This window comes from Novosphingobium huizhouense (genome assembly GCF_020179475.1).
GTDB classification, from domain to species: Bacteria; Pseudomonadota; Alphaproteobacteria; order Sphingomonadales; family Sphingomonadaceae; genus Novosphingobium; species Novosphingobium huizhouense.
This window is the reverse complement of sequence record NZ_JAILXZ010000001.1, coordinates 147,655-169,285: the sequence shown is the minus strand read 5'-3', so window position 1 is coordinate 169,285 and position 21,631 is coordinate 147,655. Positions and strand designations below refer to the sequence as shown.

General features: G+C 69.2%; 18 protein-coding genes. 10 read left to right on the top strand and 8 right to left on the bottom strand.

The annotated features are described in order from the left end of the window. Nucleotides 1-151 precede the first annotated feature (151 nt). Nucleotides 152-952 carry a flagellin N-terminal helical domain-containing protein gene (locus K3A85_RS00850; protein ID WP_225204596.1) on the top strand — a complete coding sequence of 267 codons (801 nt, stop codon included), beginning with the start codon at nt 152-154 and terminating at the stop codon, nt 950-952. 479 nt (nt 953-1,431) lie between these two features. Here K3A85_RS00850 and K3A85_RS00845 read toward each other — a convergent pair whose 3' ends face one another. Together K3A85_RS00845 and K3A85_RS00840 are read right to left on the bottom strand one after the other, a co-directional pair. Then, complete coding sequence (locus K3A85_RS00845) at nt 1,432-2,004, bottom strand: hypothetical protein (RefSeq protein ID WP_225204595.1); 573 nt, start codon at nt 2,002-2,004, stop codon at nt 1,432-1,434. A 101-nt stretch (nt 2,005-2,105) separates the two neighbouring features. Beyond that, a complete protein-coding gene (locus tag K3A85_RS00840; protein ID WP_225204594.1) occupies nt 2,106-3,401 on the bottom strand; it encodes an O-acetylhomoserine aminocarboxypropyltransferase/cysteine synthase family protein in 1,296 nt (431 codons plus the stop codon). A 286-nt stretch (nt 3,402-3,687) separates the two neighbouring features. Here K3A85_RS00840 and K3A85_RS00835 point away from each other — a divergent pair, with 286 nt between their 5' ends. Genes K3A85_RS00835 through K3A85_RS00825 form a run of 3 tightly spaced genes read left to right on the top strand, consistent with a single transcriptional unit; the run spans nt 3,688 to nt 6,807 of the window. Beyond that, on the top strand, nt 3,688-5,307 hold the full coding sequence (locus tag K3A85_RS00835) for a lysine--tRNA ligase (RefSeq protein ID WP_225204593.1): 1,620 nt from the start codon (nt 3,688-3,690) through the stop codon (nt 5,305-5,307). Continuing rightward, a complete protein-coding gene (locus K3A85_RS00830) occupies nt 5,304-6,197 on the top strand; it encodes an SGNH/GDSL hydrolase family protein (RefSeq protein WP_225204592.1) in 894 nt (297 codons plus the stop codon). The genes K3A85_RS00835 and K3A85_RS00830 overlap by 4 nt, the downstream gene beginning before the upstream one ends. A 34-nt stretch (nt 6,198-6,231) precedes the next feature. Further along, on the top strand, nt 6,232-6,807 hold the full coding sequence (locus tag K3A85_RS00825) for a DUF1003 domain-containing protein (RefSeq protein ID WP_225204591.1): 576 nt from the start codon (nt 6,232-6,234) through the stop codon (nt 6,805-6,807). Here K3A85_RS00825 and K3A85_RS00820 read toward each other — a convergent pair. The 3 genes from K3A85_RS00820 to K3A85_RS00810 form a co-directional block, all read right to left on the bottom strand. Continuing rightward, a complete protein-coding gene (locus tag K3A85_RS00820; RefSeq protein WP_225204590.1) occupies nt 6,804-7,922 on the bottom strand; it encodes a S41 family peptidase in 1,119 nt (372 codons plus the stop codon). The genes K3A85_RS00825 and K3A85_RS00820 overlap by 4 nt on opposite strands. 94 nt (nt 7,923-8,016) lie before the next feature. Next, the gene (locus K3A85_RS00815; RefSeq protein WP_225204589.1) at nt 8,017-10,008 is read right to left on the bottom strand and encodes a DUF885 domain-containing protein; all 1,992 of its coding nucleotides are present in this window, start codon (nt 10,006-10,008) and stop codon (nt 8,017-8,019) included. After that, nucleotides 10,005-10,682 (bottom strand): prolyl hydroxylase family protein, encoded by a 678-nt coding sequence (locus K3A85_RS00810; RefSeq protein WP_225204588.1) that lies wholly within the window; start codon nt 10,680-10,682, stop codon nt 10,005-10,007. The genes K3A85_RS00815 and K3A85_RS00810 overlap by 4 nt, the downstream gene beginning before the upstream one ends. A 370-nt stretch (nt 10,683-11,052) precedes the next feature. Between K3A85_RS00810 and K3A85_RS00805 the strand changes: the two genes are divergently transcribed. Next, a complete protein-coding gene (locus tag K3A85_RS00805; RefSeq protein WP_225204587.1) occupies nt 11,053-11,415 on the top strand; it encodes a winged helix DNA-binding protein in 363 nt (120 codons plus the stop codon). A gap of 75 nt (nt 11,416-11,490) precedes the next feature. Here K3A85_RS00805 and K3A85_RS00800 read toward each other — a convergent pair whose 3' ends face one another. Beyond that, nucleotides 11,491-12,462: an RcnB family protein gene (locus K3A85_RS00800; protein ID WP_225204586.1), complete on the bottom strand. Its 972-nt coding sequence runs from the start codon at nt 12,460-12,462 to the stop codon at nt 11,491-11,493. 139 nt (nt 12,463-12,601) lie between these two features. On the opposite strand from K3A85_RS00800, the gene K3A85_RS00795 reads away from it, so the two are divergent. Continuing rightward, complete coding sequence (locus tag K3A85_RS00795; protein WP_225204585.1) at nt 12,602-13,192, top strand: PNPOx family protein; 591 nt, start codon at nt 12,602-12,604, stop codon at nt 13,190-13,192. Between the two features lie 61 nt (nt 13,193-13,253). Here the strand turns inward: K3A85_RS00795 and ettA are convergent, their stop codons facing one another. Next, a complete protein-coding gene (ettA, locus tag K3A85_RS00790; RefSeq protein WP_225204584.1) occupies nt 13,254-14,933 on the bottom strand; it encodes an energy-dependent translational throttle protein EttA in 1,680 nt (559 codons plus the stop codon). 166 nt (nt 14,934-15,099) lie between these two features. Then, nucleotides 15,100-17,607 (bottom strand): calcium-binding protein, encoded by a 2,508-nt coding sequence (locus tag K3A85_RS00785; protein WP_225204583.1) that lies wholly within the window; start codon nt 17,605-17,607, stop codon nt 15,100-15,102. 298 nt (nt 17,608-17,905) lie between these two features. On the opposite strand from K3A85_RS00785, the gene K3A85_RS00780 reads away from it, so the two are divergent. The 4 genes from K3A85_RS00780 to K3A85_RS00765 are packed head-to-tail and all read left to right on the top strand — an operon-like array spanning nt 17,906 to nt 21,625. Continuing rightward, nucleotides 17,906-18,526, top strand: a complete 621-nt coding sequence (locus K3A85_RS00780) for a TetR/AcrR family transcriptional regulator (RefSeq protein WP_225204582.1) — start codon at nt 17,906-17,908, stop codon at nt 18,524-18,526. Next, on the top strand, nt 18,523-19,494 hold the full coding sequence (locus tag K3A85_RS00775) for an HlyD family secretion protein (protein ID WP_225204581.1): 972 nt from the start codon (nt 18,523-18,525) through the stop codon (nt 19,492-19,494). Before K3A85_RS00780 ends, K3A85_RS00775 begins: the two co-directional genes overlap by 4 nt. Next, complete coding sequence (locus tag K3A85_RS00770; RefSeq protein ID WP_225204580.1) at nt 19,491-20,456, top strand: ABC transporter ATP-binding protein; 966 nt, start codon at nt 19,491-19,493, stop codon at nt 20,454-20,456. Before K3A85_RS00775 ends, K3A85_RS00770 begins: the two co-directional genes overlap by 4 nt. Next, a complete protein-coding gene (locus K3A85_RS00765) occupies nt 20,453-21,625 on the top strand; it encodes an ABC transporter permease (protein ID WP_225204579.1) in 1,173 nt (390 codons plus the stop codon). Before K3A85_RS00770 ends, K3A85_RS00765 begins: the two co-directional genes overlap by 4 nt. Nucleotides 21,626-21,631 lie beyond the last annotated feature (6 nt).

Here is a 21,631-nt window from a genome sequence, read left to right as displayed (position 1 = left end):
CCGGTTGGCGTCTCTCCAGTGAACGGAAACGGAACAGCGGGCAAGTCCCGCCGGCGTCGCCATCCCCCCTTAACACCTCGCCCCGCCGGTCGTTCTTGGCTTCGGAACACGGAACGGAGCGTCTCTCCGGCCCCATAGTGGAGAATGGGAAATGGCAGTCATCAACACCAATATCGCCGCGATCAAGGCGGCCAATGCTTCGAACGCGGCCGGCAAGATGGCCGGCATCGCGATGGAGCGCCTGTCGACCGGCAAGCGCATCAACGGCGCCAAGGACGATGCCGCGGGCCTCGCGATCACCACCACCATGACCTCGCAGATCAAGGGCATGAGCCAGGGCATCCGCAACGCCAACGACGGCATCAGCCTTGCCCAGACCGCCGACGGCGCGCTCAACGAAGTGACCAACATGCTCCAGCGCGTCCGCGAACTCGCGGTGCAGTCGGCCTCGGGCACTTACCAGGACACCGACCGCGGCTACATGGACGCCGAAGTGCAGGAACTGGCGACCCAGATCAACGACGTGCTCGCCAACACCAAGTTCAACGGCAACAACGTCTTCGGTACTGCCGATGCGACCTTCACGATCCAGGTCGGCGGCAATTCGAGCGACACCGTCGACATCACCAGCAAGGGCATCGCCACCGTCACCTTCGACGTCAGCGCCGCCGGCGCCGCGACCACCACGCTCGGCTCGGTCGATACCTCGCTCGGTGAAGTCAGCGCGGCGCGCGCCTCGTTCGGCGCCGGCCAGAACCGGCTCGAATCGGTGATCAGCAACCTCACCGACAACGTCACCAACCTGTCGGACGCGCGCAGCCGCATCCTCGATACCGACTATTCGGCCGAAACCACCACCATGGCCAAGGCCCAGATCCTCAGCCAGGCATCGACCGCGATGATCGCGCAGGCGAACCAGGCCCAGCAGAACGTGCTCTCGCTCCTGAAGTAAGAAAACCCCTTTATTTCATATACTTCAGTCAGCGTCTCCACGGGAAGGCGGTCGTGCCCCGGCACGGCCGCCTTTTCGTCTTGCGCGGCAAAGCGAAGCAATTCGGACCCATCTTTGCCCCCCTTGTTGCGCTGCCGGGGCAAATTCTGATTGATTATTACCGAATACATGTCAGTATTACATCAGGGTTGCAGGAATGCTCGACGGCATTTCGTGGCATGACGATTGTCCCCGGATCGATACCCCGTCCGGTCATCATCACGCCACGCGCTGCGCGGGGTGGTTCGAGCGCCACCCCGCGCACACTGCGGCAGGATCGCCCGCAGCGACAGCATCAGCCGAAGCGCCGAAACGCCGGAACGTCCGAAACAGCCGAACAGCCCACACCGACAAAGCGCATCGCACATGACAGGCCCCGCGCAGCGGCCGGCCCCGCACACCCCGCATTCGTTTCAACCGCGTCACATCGGGCTAGCCGTTCAGGCCCGCGTCCTGCGCATCTCCAGCAGCAGCGCTTCCAGCCGGGCGACGTCGGGCACGGCCTCGACCTCGAAGCGCTCGGTCACCCGGTCGCCGTCGCTGTCGATGTGGCTGCCGGTCTCGATCCGCAGCGTGCCCCAGCCATCAACGGCGACGCGCACGTCGATCGGGCCCATCGCGTCGAACGGCACGCTTCTGACCACGCGCCGGCGCCCCGCGGTCACGCGCAGGATCCGCCGCCCGGTCAGCCCGTAGATCGAGCGCGCCGCCGCGCCGCGCGCCCAGAACGGCGCGCCGAGCATGGCGAAGCCGACGGCGATGAACGGCAGGCCGAAGATCGGAAAGGCGATGCCGAAGGTATAGCGGATCATGCCCGGGGTGCCGCCGGCGCCGAACAGCGGCACCAGCGCCATGGCTTCCCATGCCAGCGCGAACACCGTCCACGGCACCGCGAACAGCCAGATCGCGAACGGCGCGCGCATCCGGCGCGGATCGGGCCGCGCCTGCCACACCAGCCGCTCGCCCGGCAGCAGTTCGCGCGCCAGGATCTCCTGCAGTTCCGCGTCGGTCATCGCTCGTCCCCCTGCCGGTTCCGAAGGCAGCGCAGAGAGCGGCCCCGGAAGCGGCAGGGGGGAGAGTAACGCACCAGGCGTTACCGGCTGCTTGCGCGTGGTCAGGCCGCGTCGAGCGCCTGGGCCAGGTCGGCCAGGATGTCGTCGATGTGCTCGATGCCGATCGACAGCCGCACGTAGCCCGGGCTCACCCCGGTCGCCGCCTGCTCCTCGGGCGAAAGCTGCGAATGGGTGGTCGAGGCCGGATGGATCGCCAGGCTGCGCGCATCGCCGATGTTGGCGACGTGGTAGAACAGCGCCAGCGCGTTGATGAAGCGCTTGCCCGCCTCCGCGCCGCCCGCCAGCTCGAAGCCGACGAGGCCGCCTGCTCCGCGCGTCAGGTACGTGTCGGCCAGTTCCTTCGCGCGGCCCGTGGCCTGCGAGGGGTGGATCACCGCCGTGACCTTGGGATGCGCGGCCAGGAAGGCGGCGACCTTGGCCGCGTTTTCGCTGTGGCGCTCGATCCGCAGCGGCAGCGTCTCGAGTCCCTGGATCAGCTGGAAGGCGTTGAACGGCGAAAGCGCCGCGCCGATGTCGCGCAGCAGGATCACGCGGGCGCGGATGGCATAGGCGATGGGGCCCAGCGGCTTGATGTCGCGCGCCCAGACCGCGCCGTGGTAGCTGGGATCGGGCGTGTTGAGCAGCGGCTGGCGTTCAGGCGACGCGTCCCATTCGAAGTTGCCGCCATCGATGATCGCCCCGCCGATCGAGGTGCCGTGGCCGCCGATGTACTTGGTGGTCGAATAGACCACCACCGCCGCGCCATGGTCGAACGGACGGATCAGCAGCGGCGCCGCGGTGTTGTCGACGATCAGCGGAATGCCGTGTTCGCGCCCGATCGCGGCGACTTCGGCGATGGGGAAGACCTCCAGCTTCGGATTGGGCAGGCTCTCGGCATAGTAGGCGCGGGTGCGATCGTCGGTCGCGGCGCGGAAGGCTTCGGGATCGGCCGGGTCGACGAAGCGCACTTCGATGCCGAGGTCCTTCAGCGTATTGGCGAACAGGTTCCAGGTGCCGCCGTAGAGGTTGGTGGAACTGACGATGTTGTCGCCGGCGCGGGCGAGGTTGAGCACCGCGAAGGTCGAGGCCGCCTGGCCCGAAGCGGTCGCCACCGCCGCCGCGCCGCCTTCGAGCGCGGCCAGCCGCTGCTCGAGCACGTCGGTCGTCGGGTTCATCAGCCGCGTGTAGATGTTGCCCAGCTCCGACAGCGAGAACAGGTTGGCGGCGTGTTCGGTCGACTGGAACTGGTAGCTCGTCGTCTGGTGGATCGGCACCGCCACCGATCCCGTCGTCGGATCGGCGCGCCAGCCCGCGTGCAGCGCCAGCGTCTCGGGGCGGGCCTTGGACAGATCGGTCATCGGCAATTCCTCTCGTGAAACAGGATCGGTGTTTGTCTACCGATTTGATTGATTACTTGGAAGAAGCATTTTCCTACAGCGCCGCAAGCTGATATCTGACGGGCATGTCAGCAACCTTTGCCGCAGATTTCCAACGGTTTCGTGGCAATTTTTCCTGGCCCGGGCGCCCCGTCGAAGTTTTTTCACAGGACTGTGTAAACCCCGTCAACCCCCCTGGTCCCGGCGGGGTCGTCGATGCCCCTTCGCTCTTGCCTTCGCAGCGGCAAAAGGGGAAAGGGCGGTCACCATGACAGACGCCGTTTTCACCGCCGCCCAGACCTCGAAGGCATGGCCGTTCGAGGAAGCCCGCAAGCTCGTCAAGCGCTTCCCGGGCGGCAAGAAGGACGCCGAAGGCAATCTCGTGCCCGTGCTGTTCGAAACCGGCTACGGCCCGTCGGGCCTGCCGCACATCGGCACCTTCCAGGAAGTGCTGCGCACCACGCTCGTGCGCCGCGCCTATGAAGTCCTGACGGGCGGCCATCCCACGCGCCTCGTCGCCTTTTCCGACGACATGGACGGCTTGCGCAAGGTGCCCGACAACGTCCCCAACAAGGACGTGCTTGCGGCCAACCTCGGCAAGCCCCTCAGCCGCATTCCCGATCCCTTCGGCACCCACGAAAGCTTCGCGCACCACAACAACGCGATGCTGCGCGACTTCCTCGACCGGTTCGGCTTCGACTACGAATTCGTCTCGGCCTCGGACCGCTACAATTCCGGCGCCTTCGACGATGCGCTGAGGGGCGTGCTGCGCCACTTCGACGCCATCATGGGCATCATGCTGCCGACGCTTCGCGAAGAACGGCGCAAGACCTATTCGCCCGTCCTGCCGGTCTCGCCCAGCACCGGCGAAGTGCTGCAGGTGCCGATCGAGGTGATCGACGCCGAAGCCGGGCTCGTCCGCTTCACCGATGCCGATGGCGCGGTGGTCGAACAGTCGATCCTCGGCGGCCGGTCCAAGCTGCAGTGGAAGGTCGACTGGGCGATGCGCTGGGTGGCGCTCGGCGTTGATTACGAGATGTGCGGCAAGGACCTCACCGACAGCGTGCGCGAAAGCGGCAAGATCGCCCGCGCGCTGGGCGGGCGCCCGCCCGAGGGCCTGATCTACGAGCTGTTCCTCGATGAAAACGGCGAGAAGATCTCCAAGTCCAAGGGCAACGGCCTGACCATCGAGCAGTGGCTGACCTACGGCAGCGAGGAAAGCCTCGGCTTCTACCTGTTCCGCGAACCCAAGAGCGCCAAGAGCCTGCACCCCGGCGTGATCGCCCGCGCGGTCGACGAATACTGGCAGTTCCGCGAGAAGATCCCCGCCCAGCCGGTCGAACAGCAACTCGGCAACCCGGTCTGGCACCTGCTGCGCGCCAACGGCGAAGCGGCTGGCGGCTCCGGCGGGGAAGGGGAAGCGCTCCCCGTCACTTACGGCCTGCTGCTCAACCTCGTCGGCGTGCTCGGCGCGCACGCGACGCGCGAGCAGGTCTGGTCGTACCTTGCCAACTATGTCGAGAATGCCGATCCGGCGGCGCACCCTGCGCTCGACGGGCTCGTCACCAACGCGCTCGCCTACAACCGCGATTTCGTCGCGCCGACGCTCCGCCGTCGCAAGCCCGAGGAGAACGAGGCGCGCGCGCTCGCCGCGCTCGACGAGGAACTCGCCGCGACCAGCGACGATGCCACCGCCGAGCTGCTGCAGAACATCGTCTACGAGATCGGCAAGGACCCGCACTACGGCTTCGAAACCCTGCGCGACTGGTTCAAGGCGCTCTACGAAACGCTGCTCGGCTCCTCGGCCGGCCCGCGCATGGGCAGCTTCATCGCGCTCTACGGCATCGCCAACACCCGCGCGCTGATTGCCGAGGCGCTCGAGGGGTGAAGCGCCGCCTTGTGACGACCGTTCTGGCCGCGGCGCTCGCGCTTTCGGGCGCGGGCGGGGCGCTGGCCAGGACCGTCCTGTTCGTCGGCAACTCGTTCACCTACGGCCAGGGATCGCCGGTCCGGCGCTATCATCCAGAGCGGGTGACCGACCTCAACGGCGAAGGCATCGGCGGGGTGCCCGCGCTGTTCCGCACGTTCGCCGAGCAGACCGGGCAGGACTGGCAGGTCAGCCTCGAGACCGCGGGCGGGCAGGATCTCGCCTTCCATCTCGACAAGCGCGCAGGCCGGATCGACCGCGCCTGGGACGTCGTCGTGCTCCAGGGCTATTCGACGCTCGATGCGGCAAGCCCCGGCAACCCCGCGCGCCATGTCGCCGCCGCGCTGCGGCTCGCCGAGATGATGGCGCGGCGCAATCCCGCGGTCTCGGTGCGGCTGGTCTCGACCTGGCCGCGCGCCGACCTTGCCTGGCGGCCGGGCAGTCCGTGGTCCGGCAAGCCGCTCGGCGCGCTGGCCGATACCGTCGCTGCGGCCAATCGCCAGGCGGGCGAAGGCTCGAGCCGGTTCGGCCCGCCGCTGCCCGTGGGCGCGGCGTGGATGCGCGCGGTCGAGGCCGGGGTCGCCGACCCCAACCCCTACGACGGCACCGCCTTCGGGCAGGTCGACCTGTGGACCTGGGACCAGTACCACGCCAGCACCGAGGGCTATTACCTCGAGGCGCTGGTCGCCTTCGGCGCGATTACCGGGGTCGACCCGCGCAGCCTCGGCGCGCGCGAGCGCGCCGCCGACGACCTCGGCATGAACCCCGCCGTCACCGTGCGCCTCCAGCAGATCGCCGCCGAGACGCTGGGCATGGCGAGCGCCACCGCGCCCACATTGCGGAAACGTTAGGAAACAATCGGTTCCCCTGCCCGTTGGGGCAGCGATGCCGATCAACGCGCCCACCGCCGAAAGCCTTGCCGAGGAACTGCTCGGGCGCAATTTCGACGACCTCGGCGTCGAGGAGCAGCGCGTCCTCGCCCGCGTCGCCTCGGGCGAGATCGAGGATTGCGACGCGGACGAACTCGCCGCGGTGCAGATGACCTTCGGCCAGCGCCTCGCCGACCGGGTGGCGGCGGTGGGCGGTTCGTGGGGCTTCATCATCGTCTTCGCGGTCGTGCTGCTCGCCTGGATGCTGATCAATTCGAAGCTCGCCGACGGGATCGTGCCCGAGTGGGACGAATACCCTTACGTGTTCCTCAACCTGATGCTCTCGACCCTCGCCGCGCTCCAGGCGCCGGTGATCATGATGAGCCAGAACCGCCAGTCGCAGAAGGACCGCCTGACCGCGCACCACGACTACGAGGTCAACTTGCGCACCCAGCTCGAGATCCTGCGGCTGCACCGCAAGATCGACAAGGTCTTCAACAAGCTCGGCCAGCTCCAGGGCCAGGTCGACGACGTCGCCACCAACACCGAGGCGGTGGTCAACGAAGTCGCCGGGGTGCCGGTCGGCGCCTAGCGCCGCGTCATCGGCGCGGCGGGCATCAGCGCGTCGGACACCGCCTGCGCCTGGGCGCGGGGCACGCCTTCGCGGACCAGCACGGTCGCCAGCGCCTCGCGCGCCGGGACCGCGATGTCGGGCGCGATGCCTGCGCCTTCCCAGTCCTTGCCCGTCGCCGGATCGAAAGTCCTCCCGACCGGGACGAAGGTGGAAAAGCCGTTGGGCAGGTCGAGCCCGTAGCCGAAATGGTTGGCGCCCGCGGTGGCTTCGCCGACGATCGTCGCCCGGCGGGTGGACTTCATCGCTTGCGTGAAGTGCTCGCCCGCCGAGGCGGTCCGCGGCGAGGTCAGGAGATAGACCCGCGCCTTGCGCAGCGCCGGGTTCGCGCCCGGCTCGACCCGGTGCTCCTGCGTCACGAAGGCGGGATCGCCCGCCACCTCGTGCAGCGTGGGCACGCCCTGCAGCGGGCTGTTGCCGCTCGCCGCCACCGACTTGCGCGTCGCCATGCGCACGAGCCCGGTGGGCTTGTCGAACAGCCAGGGCAGGATCGCGTCCATCTCGTCGAGTCCGCCGCCGCGGTGGGTGCGCAAATCGAAGATCAGCACCTTGGCGCCGGCGTGGGTGTCCATGAAGGCGCGCGTCGCCGCGACCTCGTCGTCGTCGCCGGTGAACAGGTTGTAGCGCACGAAGGCGATGTCCGGGCTGATCCAGCGGGCCTGCTCGATTGGCGCCGGGCGCGGCACCGAGGCCGAGTGCGGTGTTGCCGCAGGAGCCTCGTCGGCGGTGAAGCGCACGCGCAAGTGGCCGTCGGGCTGGACCGCCTGCAGGTCGTCGGTCAGCCTGTCGGCAAGGTCCTTTCCGGCGAGCGCATCGTAGGCGCCCCCGGCAAGGTTGCCGCGCAGCATCGCGCCATAGCGCGCGCCGGTCTCGGGATAGACGAAATCGCGCTCTAGCGCGCTCGCCAGCTGGTCGACGACCGCGCGCGCCACCGGCGTCGCGACCGAGACGGCGGGGCGCGAAGCCGGTGCCGGTGCCTGTGCCTGTGCCTGTGCCGCTCCCTGCCCCTGTGCCTGCCCGAGGGCCACGGCCGGCGCGAGGCCGGAAAGAACGAACGGAAGAATGCGGCGCACCATTCGATCAGCTCCCTGATTTTGCCCGCATCCTGGTCATCGCCGGCTGCGCGCGCGAGCCTTGCTCGACGAACCGCCGAGCCCGGGCCGACGAGCGTCAGGGCGCAGGCGCGGCGCGTTCGCGCGCGATCCAGCGGTCGATCTTCGCCTCGAGCACCGGCAACGGCAAGGCCCCGCTCATCAGCACCTGGTCGTGGAAGCGGCGGATGTCGAAGCGTGCGCCAAGCTCCGCTTCGGCCTTGCGGCGCAGGCGCTGGATCGTCAGCGCGCCGATCTTGTAGGCCAGCGCCTGACCGGGATTGGCGATGTAGCGTTCGACTTCGGCGGTCGCGTCGGTGCGGCCCATGCCCGAATTGGCGAGCATGTAGTCGATCGCGCGCTCGCGGCTCCACCCTTGCGTGTGGATCCCGGTGTCGACCACCAGCCGCATCGCCCGCAGCATCTCGTCGTCGAGCGTGCCCCAGTGCTGCATCGGGTCCTTGTACAGGCCCATCTCGTAGCCCAGCGTCTCGGCATAGAGCGCCCAGCCTTCGACATAGGCGGTATTGCCGCCGAAGCGCTGGAAGTCGGGAAGCGCGGTGTTCTCCTGCGCCAGGCTGATCTGGAAGTGGTGGCCGGGCGCGCCTTCGTGGAGGTAGAGCGTGGTCACGCCCGACAGGAACCGGCTCTTGAGGTCGTAGGTGTTGAAGTAGAACACCCCGGGCCGGCTGCCGTCCGGCGCGCCCTGGCTGTAGCTGCCGCCGGCCTCGTACTGCGCCCGATAGGCGGGATAGGCCTGGACCAGCAGCGGCGTGCGCGGCAGGTGGACGAAATAGCGCGGCGCCAGCGCATCGACCTTGCGCCCCACCGCCTCGAAGCCGCGGGCCAGCTCCTCGGCGCTGCGCGGATGAAAGCGGGGGTCTAGCCGGATGCGGTCGAAGAAGGCGGGCAGCGGACCGGCGAAGCCCAGCTCCTGCTTGACCTGCTCCATCTCGGCCTGGATCCGCGCGACTTCGGCGAGGCCGAGCCGGTGGACCGCCGCCGGATCGAGGTCGAGCGTGGTGTGCTGGCGCACCAGCGTGCGGTAGAGCTGTTCGCCGCCCGGCATGGCCGACAGCCCCGGCTCCTCGCGCGCTGCGGCGTAGTATTCGCCGGCAAGGAAATCGCGCAGCCGCCGGTACGCGGGGTAGACCTGGTCGCGCGTGACGTCGAGGAACGCCGCGGCCAGCGCGCGCCGGTCGGCCGCGCGCAGCGAGCGCGCCAGCGGGCGGACCGGCGAGGTGAAGGTCGACTGCGCCGGCGGCGTGGCGAGGATCGCGTCGATCTGGGCGAGCATGTTGCGCACCGTCAGCCGCGGTTCGGTCACCCCGCTGGCGATGCCCTCGCGAAAACGGGCGATCGCGGTGTCGAACACGTCGGGCAGCGCGCGGTCGAGCGCGAGGCGTGCTTCGTAATCGGCAAGGGTGTCGAGCGGCATCGCGCTTTCGGCCGAAACCAGCCCGGGGAATTCGACGTGGAACCCGCCGAAGTGGTTGAACGGGCGCGGCCCGGTCAGCGCGACGGTGGCGGGCGCGAGCAGCGCCTGCTCGTCGAGCTTGCTGGCCCGGAACACGTCGAACGAGATGCGGTGCGCCTCGTCGAGGCCGGCGCGGTCGATCTGCGCGAGCCGCGCCAGCGCTTCGGCGTTCAGTTCGCGCTGGCGGCGGACCAGCTCGGGCGTGAACAGCAGGCGGAAGCGCTCGGCCGAGACCCGTTCGCCGCGCTCCAGCCCGGCCAGCGGATCGAGCGCCTGTTCGCTGCGCGCATCGTCGGCGAAGAGCCGGTCGAGCCTCGCCGCATCGTCCGCCGGCGCAGCGGGCGCGGGCGCGTCCATCGCGGGTAGGGCCGCGGCCGGCTCGCTCGGGGCGGGCTGGACCGGCGCGGGCGCGGGCGCGGGCGCGGGGAGGAGCGGGGCGGGCGCCGGGCGCGGCATCGTGCCGGCGCACCCCGTCAGCGCCAGCAGCGGCGCCGCGGCCAGCGCCAGCGCGGCACGGCCGATCGCGGACGGCGGGCGCAAGGTGGACAGGCGCGGGGCGGAAGACGGGCGCGCGGCGGGGGCCGGGCCGGTCACCACCACGGGCGCGCCCGGTACCATTTGGTCAGCACGTACTTGGTGCCGCGGATCACCGGGGTGCCCGCGTGGAGGCTGCGCGGATTGGGCGTGCCGTCCGGCTTCATGTTGTTCCACACGATCAGCGTGCCGGGCTGCGGCGGGATCGACAGGGGCACCTTGGGAAAGTCGGTCGAACCGCCTTCCTCGACCGCGTTGAGGTAGGCCATCGCGGTCCAACTGCGCTGTCCCCCGCGCGCCTGCTCGGCTTCCCAGAACGCCTGGTCGGGGGAGAAGTGATCGAAGTGGGCGCGGAACTCCTGGCCCACGGTATAGCGCTGGCCCTGGATCGTCTCGCCGTAGGACGGCGCAAGGCCGACGAGGTCGTCGATCCGGCGTTGCAGCATGAGGATGAACGGATCGGCGGGATCGACGTCGCCCGAGTAGCTGGTGCGCCCCGAAAAGGCATCGTTCCCATAGGTTGCCGAAGGCTGCGCCACGGCGTCGACGATGCGCATCAGCCGCTCGCATTCGGCCGCGCTGAAGAACTGCGACAGGCCGTAGATCTCGAATCCCTCGACCGGCAGGCGATAGGCCTGGGGATCGGCATCGAGCCGCGCGCGCACGCTTTCGCCCAGTTCGGCGAGGGCGCGGGTATCGGGATCGCGGAAAGGCGCGCGGCGGGGCGAGGGCATGTCGGTGCCTTGCACCATGGCGCAGCGCGCGACGCCCCGCAAGTGCGGGCGATGGGCAAGCCATTGTTGCGATTGCGACTTGTCGGCGCGGGCCGGCACAGAACCCGCAACAAAGTCGCGCAAACGTTTCCCCGTTCCCCGTCCTTTTCATCCGATCCGGACAGGAAACATTGAAACTTCACCAGAATAATATGATTACAAACCCGTTAACTAGAGGCGGCGCAAACCCACGTGAAAGCTGCGCTCTTCGGTAATTACGTAACGCTCGGGTCGCGGAAGTAGAACGGTTTCACGCTAGACCGGTCGGATATTCGCGACACGTCAGAATGTCGGCAGACGACGACTCTGCGGTTCGGGGAAGGTCGGTTTTTTGGAAGCGAGAGTCGATACCGAAGTCGAAAGCTACCGACTGGCCAAGGCGCTTTACGACCTTCGTCGCCGCCGCGACGCCGCCAACCCGGTCAAGGGTCTGTTCGGCGAACCGGGCTGGGACATTCTGCTCGACCTGTATCTCGCGCGTCATCGCAACGAGGACTTGCAGGTGTCGAGCGTATGCATCGAAGCGGGCGTGCCCTCGACCACGATTCTGCGCTGGATCGCCCGCCTCGAGCGCGAGGGGCTGGTCTATCGCGCCGACGATCGCGGCGATGCGCGCCGCCGCTACGTGCGGCTGACGCCTGATGGCTACGGGCTTATGCAGCGCGTGCTCGGCTCGATCGGCGCCTTGCGCTGACGCGCGAAAAAGGCCCCGCCGCGCGTGCGGCAGGGCCCTTTCCAGCGACGCTCCCGGCGCCTCGTCCGGCAGGACTTACCAGAAGAAGTCGTAGATCACGTCGACCACGCGACCGGTGTAGGTATCGACCAGCAGGACGTCGTCCCAGTAACGCACCCAGCGGTACGGTCCGTAGGCGGGCGGCAGGCGGTAGGCCCAGGGGTCGCTGATCCAGTAGCGATCGGCATAGAACGGCGATCCCAGCGTGATGCCGATGCTCAACCGGCTGTAGCTGTAGTTGCGATAGGGCGAGTAGTAATAACCGCCGCGGAAGATGTTGCGGTTCTGGTTGCGCCAGGCATACCAGTTGTAGCGGTTGTCGCGGCGCCAGTCGTTGTTCCAGCGACGATACTGGTAATTGCCCCAGCGGTTGTAGTCGTTCCAGCGGCGGTCGTTGTCCCAGCGGCGGTCGTTGTCCCAGCGCCGGTCGGCGTCGCGGCGCCAGCTGTCGTTGTCGCGCCAGCGGTCGCGATCCCGGTCGCGGTCCCGATCCCGGTCGGCGTCGCGGCGGTCGTTGTCGCGCCAGTCGCGGTCCCAGCGCCGGTCGCCGTCCCGGCGCTCGCCGTTCCAGCGGTCGTTGTCGTGACGCGCGTTGTCGTTGCTCGACCAGGCCGGGCGCTGTCCGGCGCCGTTCCAGCCGGGCCGGGGCGTGCTCTGGCGCGAGCCGTCGCCGTTCCAGCGCTGGCCGTCCCAGCCGCGCTGCGCAGGCTGGTTCTGGACCTGCTGCGGCGCCTGCGGCTGCGACACGCCGCCCTGCTGACCGCGCCAGGCGGGTTGCGGGCGGTTGGCGGCGCCGGCATTGGACCAGTCGCGGGCGATGCCGTGCGGCGCCTCCTGCCGGACCTGGGGCGCCGGGCGGTCGAAGCCGCCGCGCGGGCCCTGGATTTCGCTGCGCTCGCGACGGTCGCCGCGTTCGCGCTCCTGCGCCTGCGCGGGCAGCGCCGAGGCGAGGGTGGCAAGCGCCAGTGTGGCGCCGATGCCGGTCTTGAGGAAGGACTTGGCACGCATGGCCATCTCTCCGGATACGCGGCGCCGCGATCCATTCGCGGCGTTGTGTGCTATCGCTCTACGCTCGACGCGCTGTCATGGTCCTGAACCGGCCTAGCGCTTTTCGTTCAGGTTTCTCTATGTCAAAGTGAATAGGTCGATGGTGGAAACCACGGATGCGCTTCCTGCCGAGGTGTACCGGCAACTGGCGGCGGCGGTCGCCTCGCGGCGCCACGCGATGCACGCGCCGGTGGTGGCAGGCGGCGATGGCGATGCGCGGGTCATGGTCCTGCGCGGCGTCGACCCGGCGCTCGCCGCGCTGCGCTTCCACACCGATGCGCGCGCGCCCAAAGTCGCGGCGCTTGGCGTCGATCCGCGCGTGACGGTGCTGGGGTACGATCCCGCGGCGCGCGTTCAGATGCGGCTCAAGGGCGTTGCGCGGATCGAACGCGAAGGGGATGCCGCCGATGCGGCATGGGCCGCGACCTCGACGATGGGGCGGCGCTGCTACCTCGCGCTGCGGGCGCCCGGGGTTGCGGCGGCGACCCCGGGCGCAAGCCTGCCCGAGGCCCTCGCCGCGCGCCGTCCCACCACCGCCGAGACCGCCGCCGGCCGCCTCAACTTCGCGGTGCTGCTGGTCAGCGTGCTGACGATCGACTGGCTCCGCCTCGATTCGCGCGGCGGCACGCGCGCGGTGCTGCAGCGGGCGGAACCCGGCGCGCCATGGCACGGCGGCTGGGTCGCCCCCTGATGCGAAAGACCCCGCCGGAGCGTGTCCGGCGGGGCCATTCGACTGCCTTCGAGCGCGAGGCTCAGCGCGTCAGCTTCTTGTAGGCGAGCGCGGTGGGGCGGTCGGCGGCGTCGCCGAGGCGACGGCGCTTGTCTTCCTCGTAGGCTTCGAAGTTGCCTTCGAACCATTCGACGTGGCTGTTGCCTTCGAACGCGAGGATGTGGGTGGCGAGGCGGTCGAGGAAGAAGCGGTCGTGGCTGATGACCACGGCGCAGCCGGCGAAGTTCTCGATCGCGTCTTCGAGCGCCGAGAGCGTTTCGACGTCGAGGTCGTTGGTCGGTTCGTCGAGCAGCAGCACGTTGCCGCCCTGCTTGAGCATCTTGGCCATGTGCACGCGGTTGCGTTCACCGCCCGAGAGCTTGCCGACGTTCTTCTGCTGGTCCTGGCCCTTGAAGTTGAACGCGCCGACATAGGCGCGCGTGCTCATGTCCTGCTTGTTGACGACCATGTAGTCGAGCCCGTCGGAGATTTCCTCCCAGACGTTCTTCTTCGGATCGAGGTCGTCGCGGCTCTGGTCGACATAGCCGAGGTGGACGGTCGAGCCGATCTCCACCGTGCCGCTGTCGGGCTGTTCCTTGCCGGTGAGGATCTTGAACAGCGTGGACTTGCCCGCGCCGTTCGGCCCGATCACGCCGACGATGCCGCCCGGCGGCAGGGTGAACGACAGGTCCTCGAACAGCAGCTTGTCGCCATAGGCCTTCGAGATGTTCTTGACCTCGATAACCTTGCCGCCGAGGCGTTCGGGCACCTGGATGACGATCTGCGCCTTGGTGACGGGGCGGTTGTCCTGCGCGTTCTGCAGTTCCTCGAACTTGCGCACGCGGGCCTTGCTCTTGGTCTGGCGCGCCGCCGGGGTCTGGCGGATCCATTCGAGTTCGCGCTGCAGCGCCTTCTGCTTGCCGCTTTCCTCGCGGCTTTCCTGCTCGAGCCGCTTGGCCTTCTTCTCGAGATAGGTCGAGTAGTTGCCTTCGTAGGGGTAGTACGAGCCGCGGTCGAGTTCGAGGATCCAGCCGACCACGTTGTCGAGGAAGTAGCGGTCGTGGGTGATCATCAGCACCGCGCCCGCATATTCCTTGAGGTGGTTTTCCAGCCACTGCACGCTTTCGGCGTCGAGGTGGTTGGTCGGTTCGTCCAGCAGCAGGATCGAGGGCTTCTGGATCAGCAGGCGGGTCAGCGCGATGCGGCGCTTCTCACCGCCCGAGAGGCTTTCCACGCTCCAGTCGCCCGGCGGGCAGCGCAGCGCCTCCATTGCGATCTCGAGCTGGTTGTCGAGCGTCCAGCCGTCGACCGCGTCGATCTTGCCCTGCAGGTCGCCCATTTCCTCCATCAGCGCGTCGAAATCGGCGTCTTCCGGCGGATCGGCCATGATGTTGCTGATCTCGTTGAAGCGGTCGACGAGGTCGGCCACTTCGCGCGCGCCGTCCTTGACGTTTTCGAGCACGGTCTTGGTCGGATCGAGCTGGGGCTCCTGCTCGAGATAGCCGACGGTGATGTTCTCGCCCGGCCAGGCTTCGCCGGTGAAATCCTTGTCGACCCCGGCCATGATCTTGATCAGCGTCGACTTGCCCGCGCCGTTGGGGCCGACGATGCCGATCTTGGCGCCCTGGTAGAACTGCAGGTTGATGTTGTTGAGCACCGGCTTCTGCGCGCCGGGGAAGGTCTTCGTCATGTTCTTCATGACGTAGGCGTATTGCGCGGCCATGTTTGGTCCTTCGGGGGATGGCTTGGTTGTTGGCCCGCGCTCTACAGGGCGGCGCGCAAGGGAGCAAGCGGGTGGGCGACGAGGCGCACGGCGACGCGCCCCGCTGCGCAGGCTCGAGGGGGCGCGGCGCGGACCCGATCGCGCAGGGCCGTGCCGCACCATCCCGTCACAGCACGAAGTCGCCCACGACCAGCGCCGCGCCGTTGGTCAGGCTGATCGTGAAATCGGCCTGGCCATCGCCGTTGACGTCGCCACTCACGGCGGTCGTTCCCGAGACCGTCACCACGCGCAGTTCGCCCGCGATGTTGTGGAAGCCCTGGCTTCCGATGAAGGTGAACGCCTGGTCGCCGGTGACATTGGCGTTGGCATCGATCTTCGAGACTTCGATCTTGTCGCCTTCGGCATGGCTGAAGTCGGTGATCTTGTCCTTGAACTCGAGCACGGCGTAGCTGAACGTGTCGCTGCCGGTCCCCCCGGTCGAGGTGTCGTCGCCGGCGCTGCCGACGATGAAGTCGTTGCCCGCCCCGCCGTTCAGCGTATCGTTGCCGTCCTCGCCGATCAGGCGGTCGTTGCCGCCGTCGCCGTTGAGCGTGTCGTTGTCGCCGCCGCCGCGCAGGAGGTCGTTATCGTTGCCGCCGTTGATCGTGTCGGCTCCGGCCTCGCCTCTCAGGTCATCCGCGCCGGTGCCGCCGTTCAGCGTGTCGTTGCCCGCGCCGCCTGAGACGAGATCTTCGCCTTCGTCGCCGTTCAGTGTGTCGTTGCCATCGTCGCCACCGAGATTGTCGTTACCCGCGCCGCCGCTGATCACGTCGTTCCCGGCATCGCCGTTGATGACGTCGGTGTCCTCGTTGCCGTTGAGCGTGTCGTCGCCCGCGCCGCCGAAGATCCGGTCGCGGCCGAGTCCGCCGTCGATCCGGTCGTTGCCCTCATCGCCATTGAGCGTATCGCGGCCGTCATCGCCCTTGATCGTGTCGTTCTCGGTACCTCCGCTGATTTCGTCGTCGCCCGCGCCACCCGAAAGCGCATCGGCGCCGGAGCGGCCGAGGATCTGGTCGTTGTCCTCGTTGCCGTTGATCACGTCGTCGCCGTCCTGGCCGTCGAGCAGGTCGACGCCGGCGCCGCCATTGATGATGTCGTTGCCGCTGCCGCCGTTGACGTTGTCGTTGCCGTCCTGGCCGTTGATCGTGTCGGCGCCTTCGTCGCCGCGGATGATGTCCGCGCCCGCGCCCGCGTTGACGAGGTCGTCGCCCGCGCCGCCCGAAACGGAATCGTTGCCCGCGCCGCCGTCGATGCGGTCGTTGCCGTCGCCGCCCACGAGCTGGTCGTCGCCGTCGTTGCCGGTCAGCGTGTCGTTGCCGGCGAGGCCGGTCAGGATGTCGCCCGCCGCACCGCCGACGAGGACGTTGGCGTTGCCGTCCCCGGCGAGGAGATTGGCTTCGGTGGCCGAACCGGTCACGTTCTCGAACCCCGAGAAGACGTCGCCCTTCGCGGCCCCGTCGTTGGCGAACGATCCGTCGAGCGCCAGCGTGACCCCGGCGGAGCGGCTGAAATCGAGCCGGTCGATGCCGGCGCCGGCAGAGACGGCCTCGATCACCGCGCCGGCCACGAAGATGTCGTTGCCCCCGCCCATCGAGACGCTCACCGCGTTCGGGCCGGTCGCGCCGGAATTGTCGAAGAAATCGAGCCCGGTGCCCAGCAGCACGGTGGTGTCGATGCGGCCGCGGTTGACGATGGTGTTGCCGCCGTCGCCCGCCGAGATCCGCCCGATCCGCCCGCCTTCGTTGACGATCGTGTTCGCCCCTGCGCCGAGCGCGATCTCGTCGATGCGCCCGCCGGCGTTGGTCACGGTGTCGTCGCCGTCGCCGCCGGTGACGGCGCCCTTGATCCGCGCGGCGTTGACGAGCGCGTTGCGCCCGTTGCCGAGGTCGATCGCGTCGATCGTGCCGGCGGCATGTTCGAGCGTATCGTCGCCGTCGCCGGCGAGGACCGAGCCGCGGATGGTGCCGGTGTTCTCGAAGCTGTCGGCATCGGCGCCGAGATCGACGTCGCCGAAGATCGTGGCCTCGTTGGTCAGCGTGTCGTTGCCCGCGCCGAGCGCGACGTCGCCGCGGATCCGGCCGAGGTTGAGCAGGCTGTCGGCCAGGGTGTCGGTCTGGATCGCGAAAGTATCGGTGCTGGTGATCAGGCCCTCGTTGACGATCGTCGCCCGGCCGGTGTGGGTCTCGATGCCGACGACCCCGCTGATCGTGCCGTAGTTGCGCACGCGGAACAAAGGCGCTGTATCGTCGGCCACCACCGGCTGCAAAGGCGGCGAGCCGGGATTGTCGACTCTTGCCTGGTCCAGGTAGATCGCCGCGCCGTCGAGGCTGACGATCTCGCCCCGGTTCTCGACGCGGACGAAGCCGCCCTGCAGGCGCACGCCGTAGAGGTCCCCGGTCAGTTGCCCGGTCGAGGTTACGGTCAGCCGCGAGGCTGCGTCGTCGACGCGGATCGCGGCCTCGGCGCCCGACAGCGAGCCGCCGACGACGAAGCGGTGGTCGGTGCCCTGTCCCCACACCGCGGATTCGCCGGTCGAGGTCACCTGGTAGCCGACCGGGGCGATGAGCGTGTCGTTGCCCTGCAGGACGATCGAATACCAGTCGGTCACAATATTTTCAGAAAAGCGCGTGGTCATTTCGGTCCCCTTCGTGCCCGGATCGCAGGCGCATCCTCTTGCGTCACCGAAGCCGATGCTCCGATGCTGCGGGTGATCCTGAAAAACGCGGCGGCCACAGCCAGACCCCCGGCATTTCTACAGTGGGTTATGTCACCGTTTCGGAGATTTGATTGTACGGATTCGATGGAATTTTGCCCGGACCGGACGATCTTTCCGGAAATTCTCTCAAGACATTGATCGTGCAGGGACAATTTCGCGGAAGCGATGGCGCCACGCGCCTCTTTTATCTGACGCGCGTGTCAGTTATAAGCGCGCCATGCCCCGCATCACCCCAGCCGATCGCCGCGCCCGCATCCTCGAAGCCGCGCGCGAGGCCTTTGCCGAAAAGGGCTTTGCCGGAACGCGGCTGGAGGATGTCGCGGCCAAGGTCGGCATCAGCCGCCCCGCGCTCTACCTGATGTTCGACAGCAAGGAGGCGGTGTTCCGCGGCCTCGTCCATGCGCTGGTGGGCGAGGTGCTGCCGGTGGGCCTGCCCGAGAACCTCGGCAACGTGCCCGGACCCTATGCGCTGCGCGGCTTCCTGCGCGCGGCCTTCGTCAGGCTCACCCGGCCCGACCTTGCCTTCCTGCCGCGGCTGATCGTGGGCGAGGGGCGGCAGTTTCCCGACCTCGTGCGCAGCTATCACGACGAGGGCGTGGCGCGCGTGCTCGACGTGGTCGAGCGGATCATCCGCCACGGCGTCACCCGCGGCGAGTTCATCTGCGCCGACCCGGTGCTGGCGGCGCGCAGCGTGGCGGGCGGGGTGATCATGACCGCCTTGTGGAAGAACGTGTTCGAGCCGGCAGGCGCGCCGCCGATCGACGTCGAAGCGATGGCCGCGCTCCATGCCGACCTGGTGATCGACGGGCTCGCGGCGGGCCGGGGCGAGGCGCGGTGAAGACCCCGCCGCGGCCCGTGCTCGCGCTCGGCGCGCTCGCCCTTGCCGGCGGCGCGGCCTTCGTGCTGACCCCGCGCGACAAGCCCGAGGCCTGGCTCGGCTATGTCGAGGGCGAGGCGCTCTACGTCGCGGCGCCGGTGTCGGGCACGCTGTCGACGCTGCCGGTCCAGCGTGGCGGCACGGTCGCGCCCGGGACCGTGCTGTTCGCGCTCGATCCGCAGACCAGCGACGCCGCGACCGCGCAGGCGCGCGCCGAGCTCGCCAATGCCGAGGCGCAGCGCGCCGATCTCGCCGAGGCGCGCCAGCGCGCGCCCGAACTCGACGTCTCGCGCGCGGCGCAGGCCTCGGCGCGGGCACAGCTGGCGCGGGCCGAGGCCGACTATCGCCGCTTCGCCGCGCTTGCCGCCAAGGGCTTTGCCAGCCGCACCCAGCTCGATGCCGCCCGCGCTGCGCGCGATGTCGCCGCCGCCAGCTTGCGCCAGGCGCAGGCCGAGGAGCGCAGCGGCGAGCTGAGCGCGGGGCGTGCGCAGCAGCAGGCCGCCGCGGCCGCCGGAGTCGCAGGCGCGCAGGCCGCGCTCGCCGCGCAGCAGCGCCGCCGCGCCGAGATCGAACCGCGCGCCGCCGTGGGCGGGACGATCGAGCAGACCTTCTTCAATCCCGGCGAATGGGTCCCGGCGAACCAGCCGGTGGTCGAACTGCTCCCCGCCGACCGGCGCAAGCTGCGCTTCTTCGTGCCGCAGCAGCGCATCGCAGGACTGCGCCCCGGCGCGCAGGTCCGCTTCACCTGCGACGGCTGCGCGGGCGAGCGCACCGCGACGATCCGCTACATCGCGCCCCGGCCCGAATTCACGCCGCCGGTAATCTACAGCGAACGCGCCCGCGCCAAGCTGGTGTTCCTGGTCGAGGCCACGCTACCGGCCGACCGGCCGCTGCCGCCGGGCCTGCCCGTCGCGATCACCCCGCCGTGAGCGGCCCGGCCGAGGCGGGCGAGGCGCCGGTCATCGCGGTCCGCGGCCTGACCAAGCGCTTCGGCGGGCGCACGGTGGTCGATGCGGTCGACCTCGCCGTCGGGCGCGGGCGGATCTGCGGCTTCCTCGGCCCCAACGGTTCGGGCAAGACGACCACGCTGCGGATGATCTGCGGATTGCTGATCCCCGATGGCGGCACGGGATCGGTGCTCGGCTTCGACATGCTGCGCGAACGCGCCGCGATCAAGGAACGCGTCGGCTACATGACGCAGAAGTTCGGCCTGTTCGCCGACCTGACGATCGCCGAGAACCTCGAGTTCTTCGCCCGCGTCCACGGGCTCGACCGGCGGCGCGAGCGGGTCGCCGAGGCGCTCGAGCGGCTGGGCCTCGCCACGCGCGGGCAACAGCTCGCCGGCAGCCTGTCGGGCGGGTGGAAGCAGCGCCTGGCGCTGGCCGCCTGCGTGCTGCATTCGCCCGAGATCCTGCTGCTCGACGAGCCCACCGCCGGCGTCGACCCGCAGGCGCGGCGCGAGTTCTGGGACCAGATCCACGCGCTGGCCGCGCAAGGCATGACCGTGCTCGTCTCGACCCACTACATGGACGAGGCCGAGCGCTGCCACGAGATCGCCTACATCGCCTATGGCCGGATGCTGGCGCGCGGCACGATCGACGAGGTCATCCGCGATTCGCACCTCCACGCGCTGCAGGGCGAGGGACGGCTTGCCGACGGGCGCGGCGCCGATCGGCTCGCCGCCGAGATCGAGGGGCGGCCGGGGGTCGCCATGGCCGCGCCGTTCGGCACCGCGATCCACGTCTGCGGACCCGACCGCGCGGCCTTGCGCGCGGCGGTCGCGCCCTGGGCCGAGGCGATCGCCTGGCGCGAGGTGGAGCCGAGCCTCGAGGACGTGTTCATCCACCTGATGCGCGGCGCGCAGGACAATTCGGTGGTGGTGGCGCCATGACCGCGCCCCGCCGCGCTCCGCTGCGCGCGACGAGCGGCCGGCGGGCCGTGGTCCAGCGCATCCTGGCGATGATCTTCAAGGAGATCCGCCAGATGACGCGCGACCGCGGCACCGTCGGAATGATGCTGGCGATGCCGCTGATCCAGCTGATGATCTTCGGCTTTGCCATCAACAACGACCCGCGCGCGCTGCCGATGGCGGTCGAGGTGAACGATGTCTCGCCCTTCGCGCGCTCGGTCGTCGCCGCCTTGCGCAACACCAGCTACTACCGCGTGGTGCAGGTGGTCGACACGCCGGGCGAGGGCGAGCGACTGCTGTCGCAGGGCGAGGTGCAGTTCGTGGTCACCGTGCCGGTCGACTTCGGCCGCGACCTCGTGCGCGGCGCGCGGCCGCAGCTGCTGGTCACCGCCGACGCGACCGATCCCGCCGCCACCGGCAACGCGCTCGGCGCGGTCGAGCAGGCGGTGGCCGGCGCGCTGAGCCACGACCTGATCGGCCCGCTGGCGTTGCGCGCGCAGGGCGCCGGCCCGGTCGAGGTGGTGCTCCACCGCAGCTTCAACCCCGAAGGGATCACCAGCCACAACACCGTGCCCGGGCTGCTGGCGGTGGTGCTGTCGATGACGATGGTCATGCTCACCGCGCTGTCGGTCACGCGCGAGGTCGAGCAGGGCACGATGGAGAACCTGCTGGCGACGCCGCTGCGCCCGTTCGAGGTGATGGTCGGCAAGATCGTGCCCTACCTGTTCATCGGCGTGGTGCAGATGGTGGTGATCCTGATCGCGGCGCGGGTCATCTTCGAGGTGCCGTTCATGGGCTCGATCGGGCTGACGCTGGTTGCGACGTTGCTGTTCATGGTCACCAGCCTCGCGCTCGGCTTCACCCTGTCGACGCTGGCGCAGAGCCAGTTGCAGGCGATGCAGATGAGCTTCTTCTACATGATGCCCTCGATCCTGCTGTCGGGCTTCGCCTTCCCGTTCCGCGGCATGCCGCTGTGGGCGCAGTGGCTGGCCGAAGTGCTGCCGACCACGCATTTCATCCGCCTCGTGCGCGGGATCATGCTCAAGGGCTGGACTTTCGCCGACGCCGCGCCGCAGCTGGGCGTGCTTGCCGCGATGCTGCTGGTGCTCGGCACGGTCGCGGTGCGCCGCTACCAGGACACCGTCGCCTGACGCCTG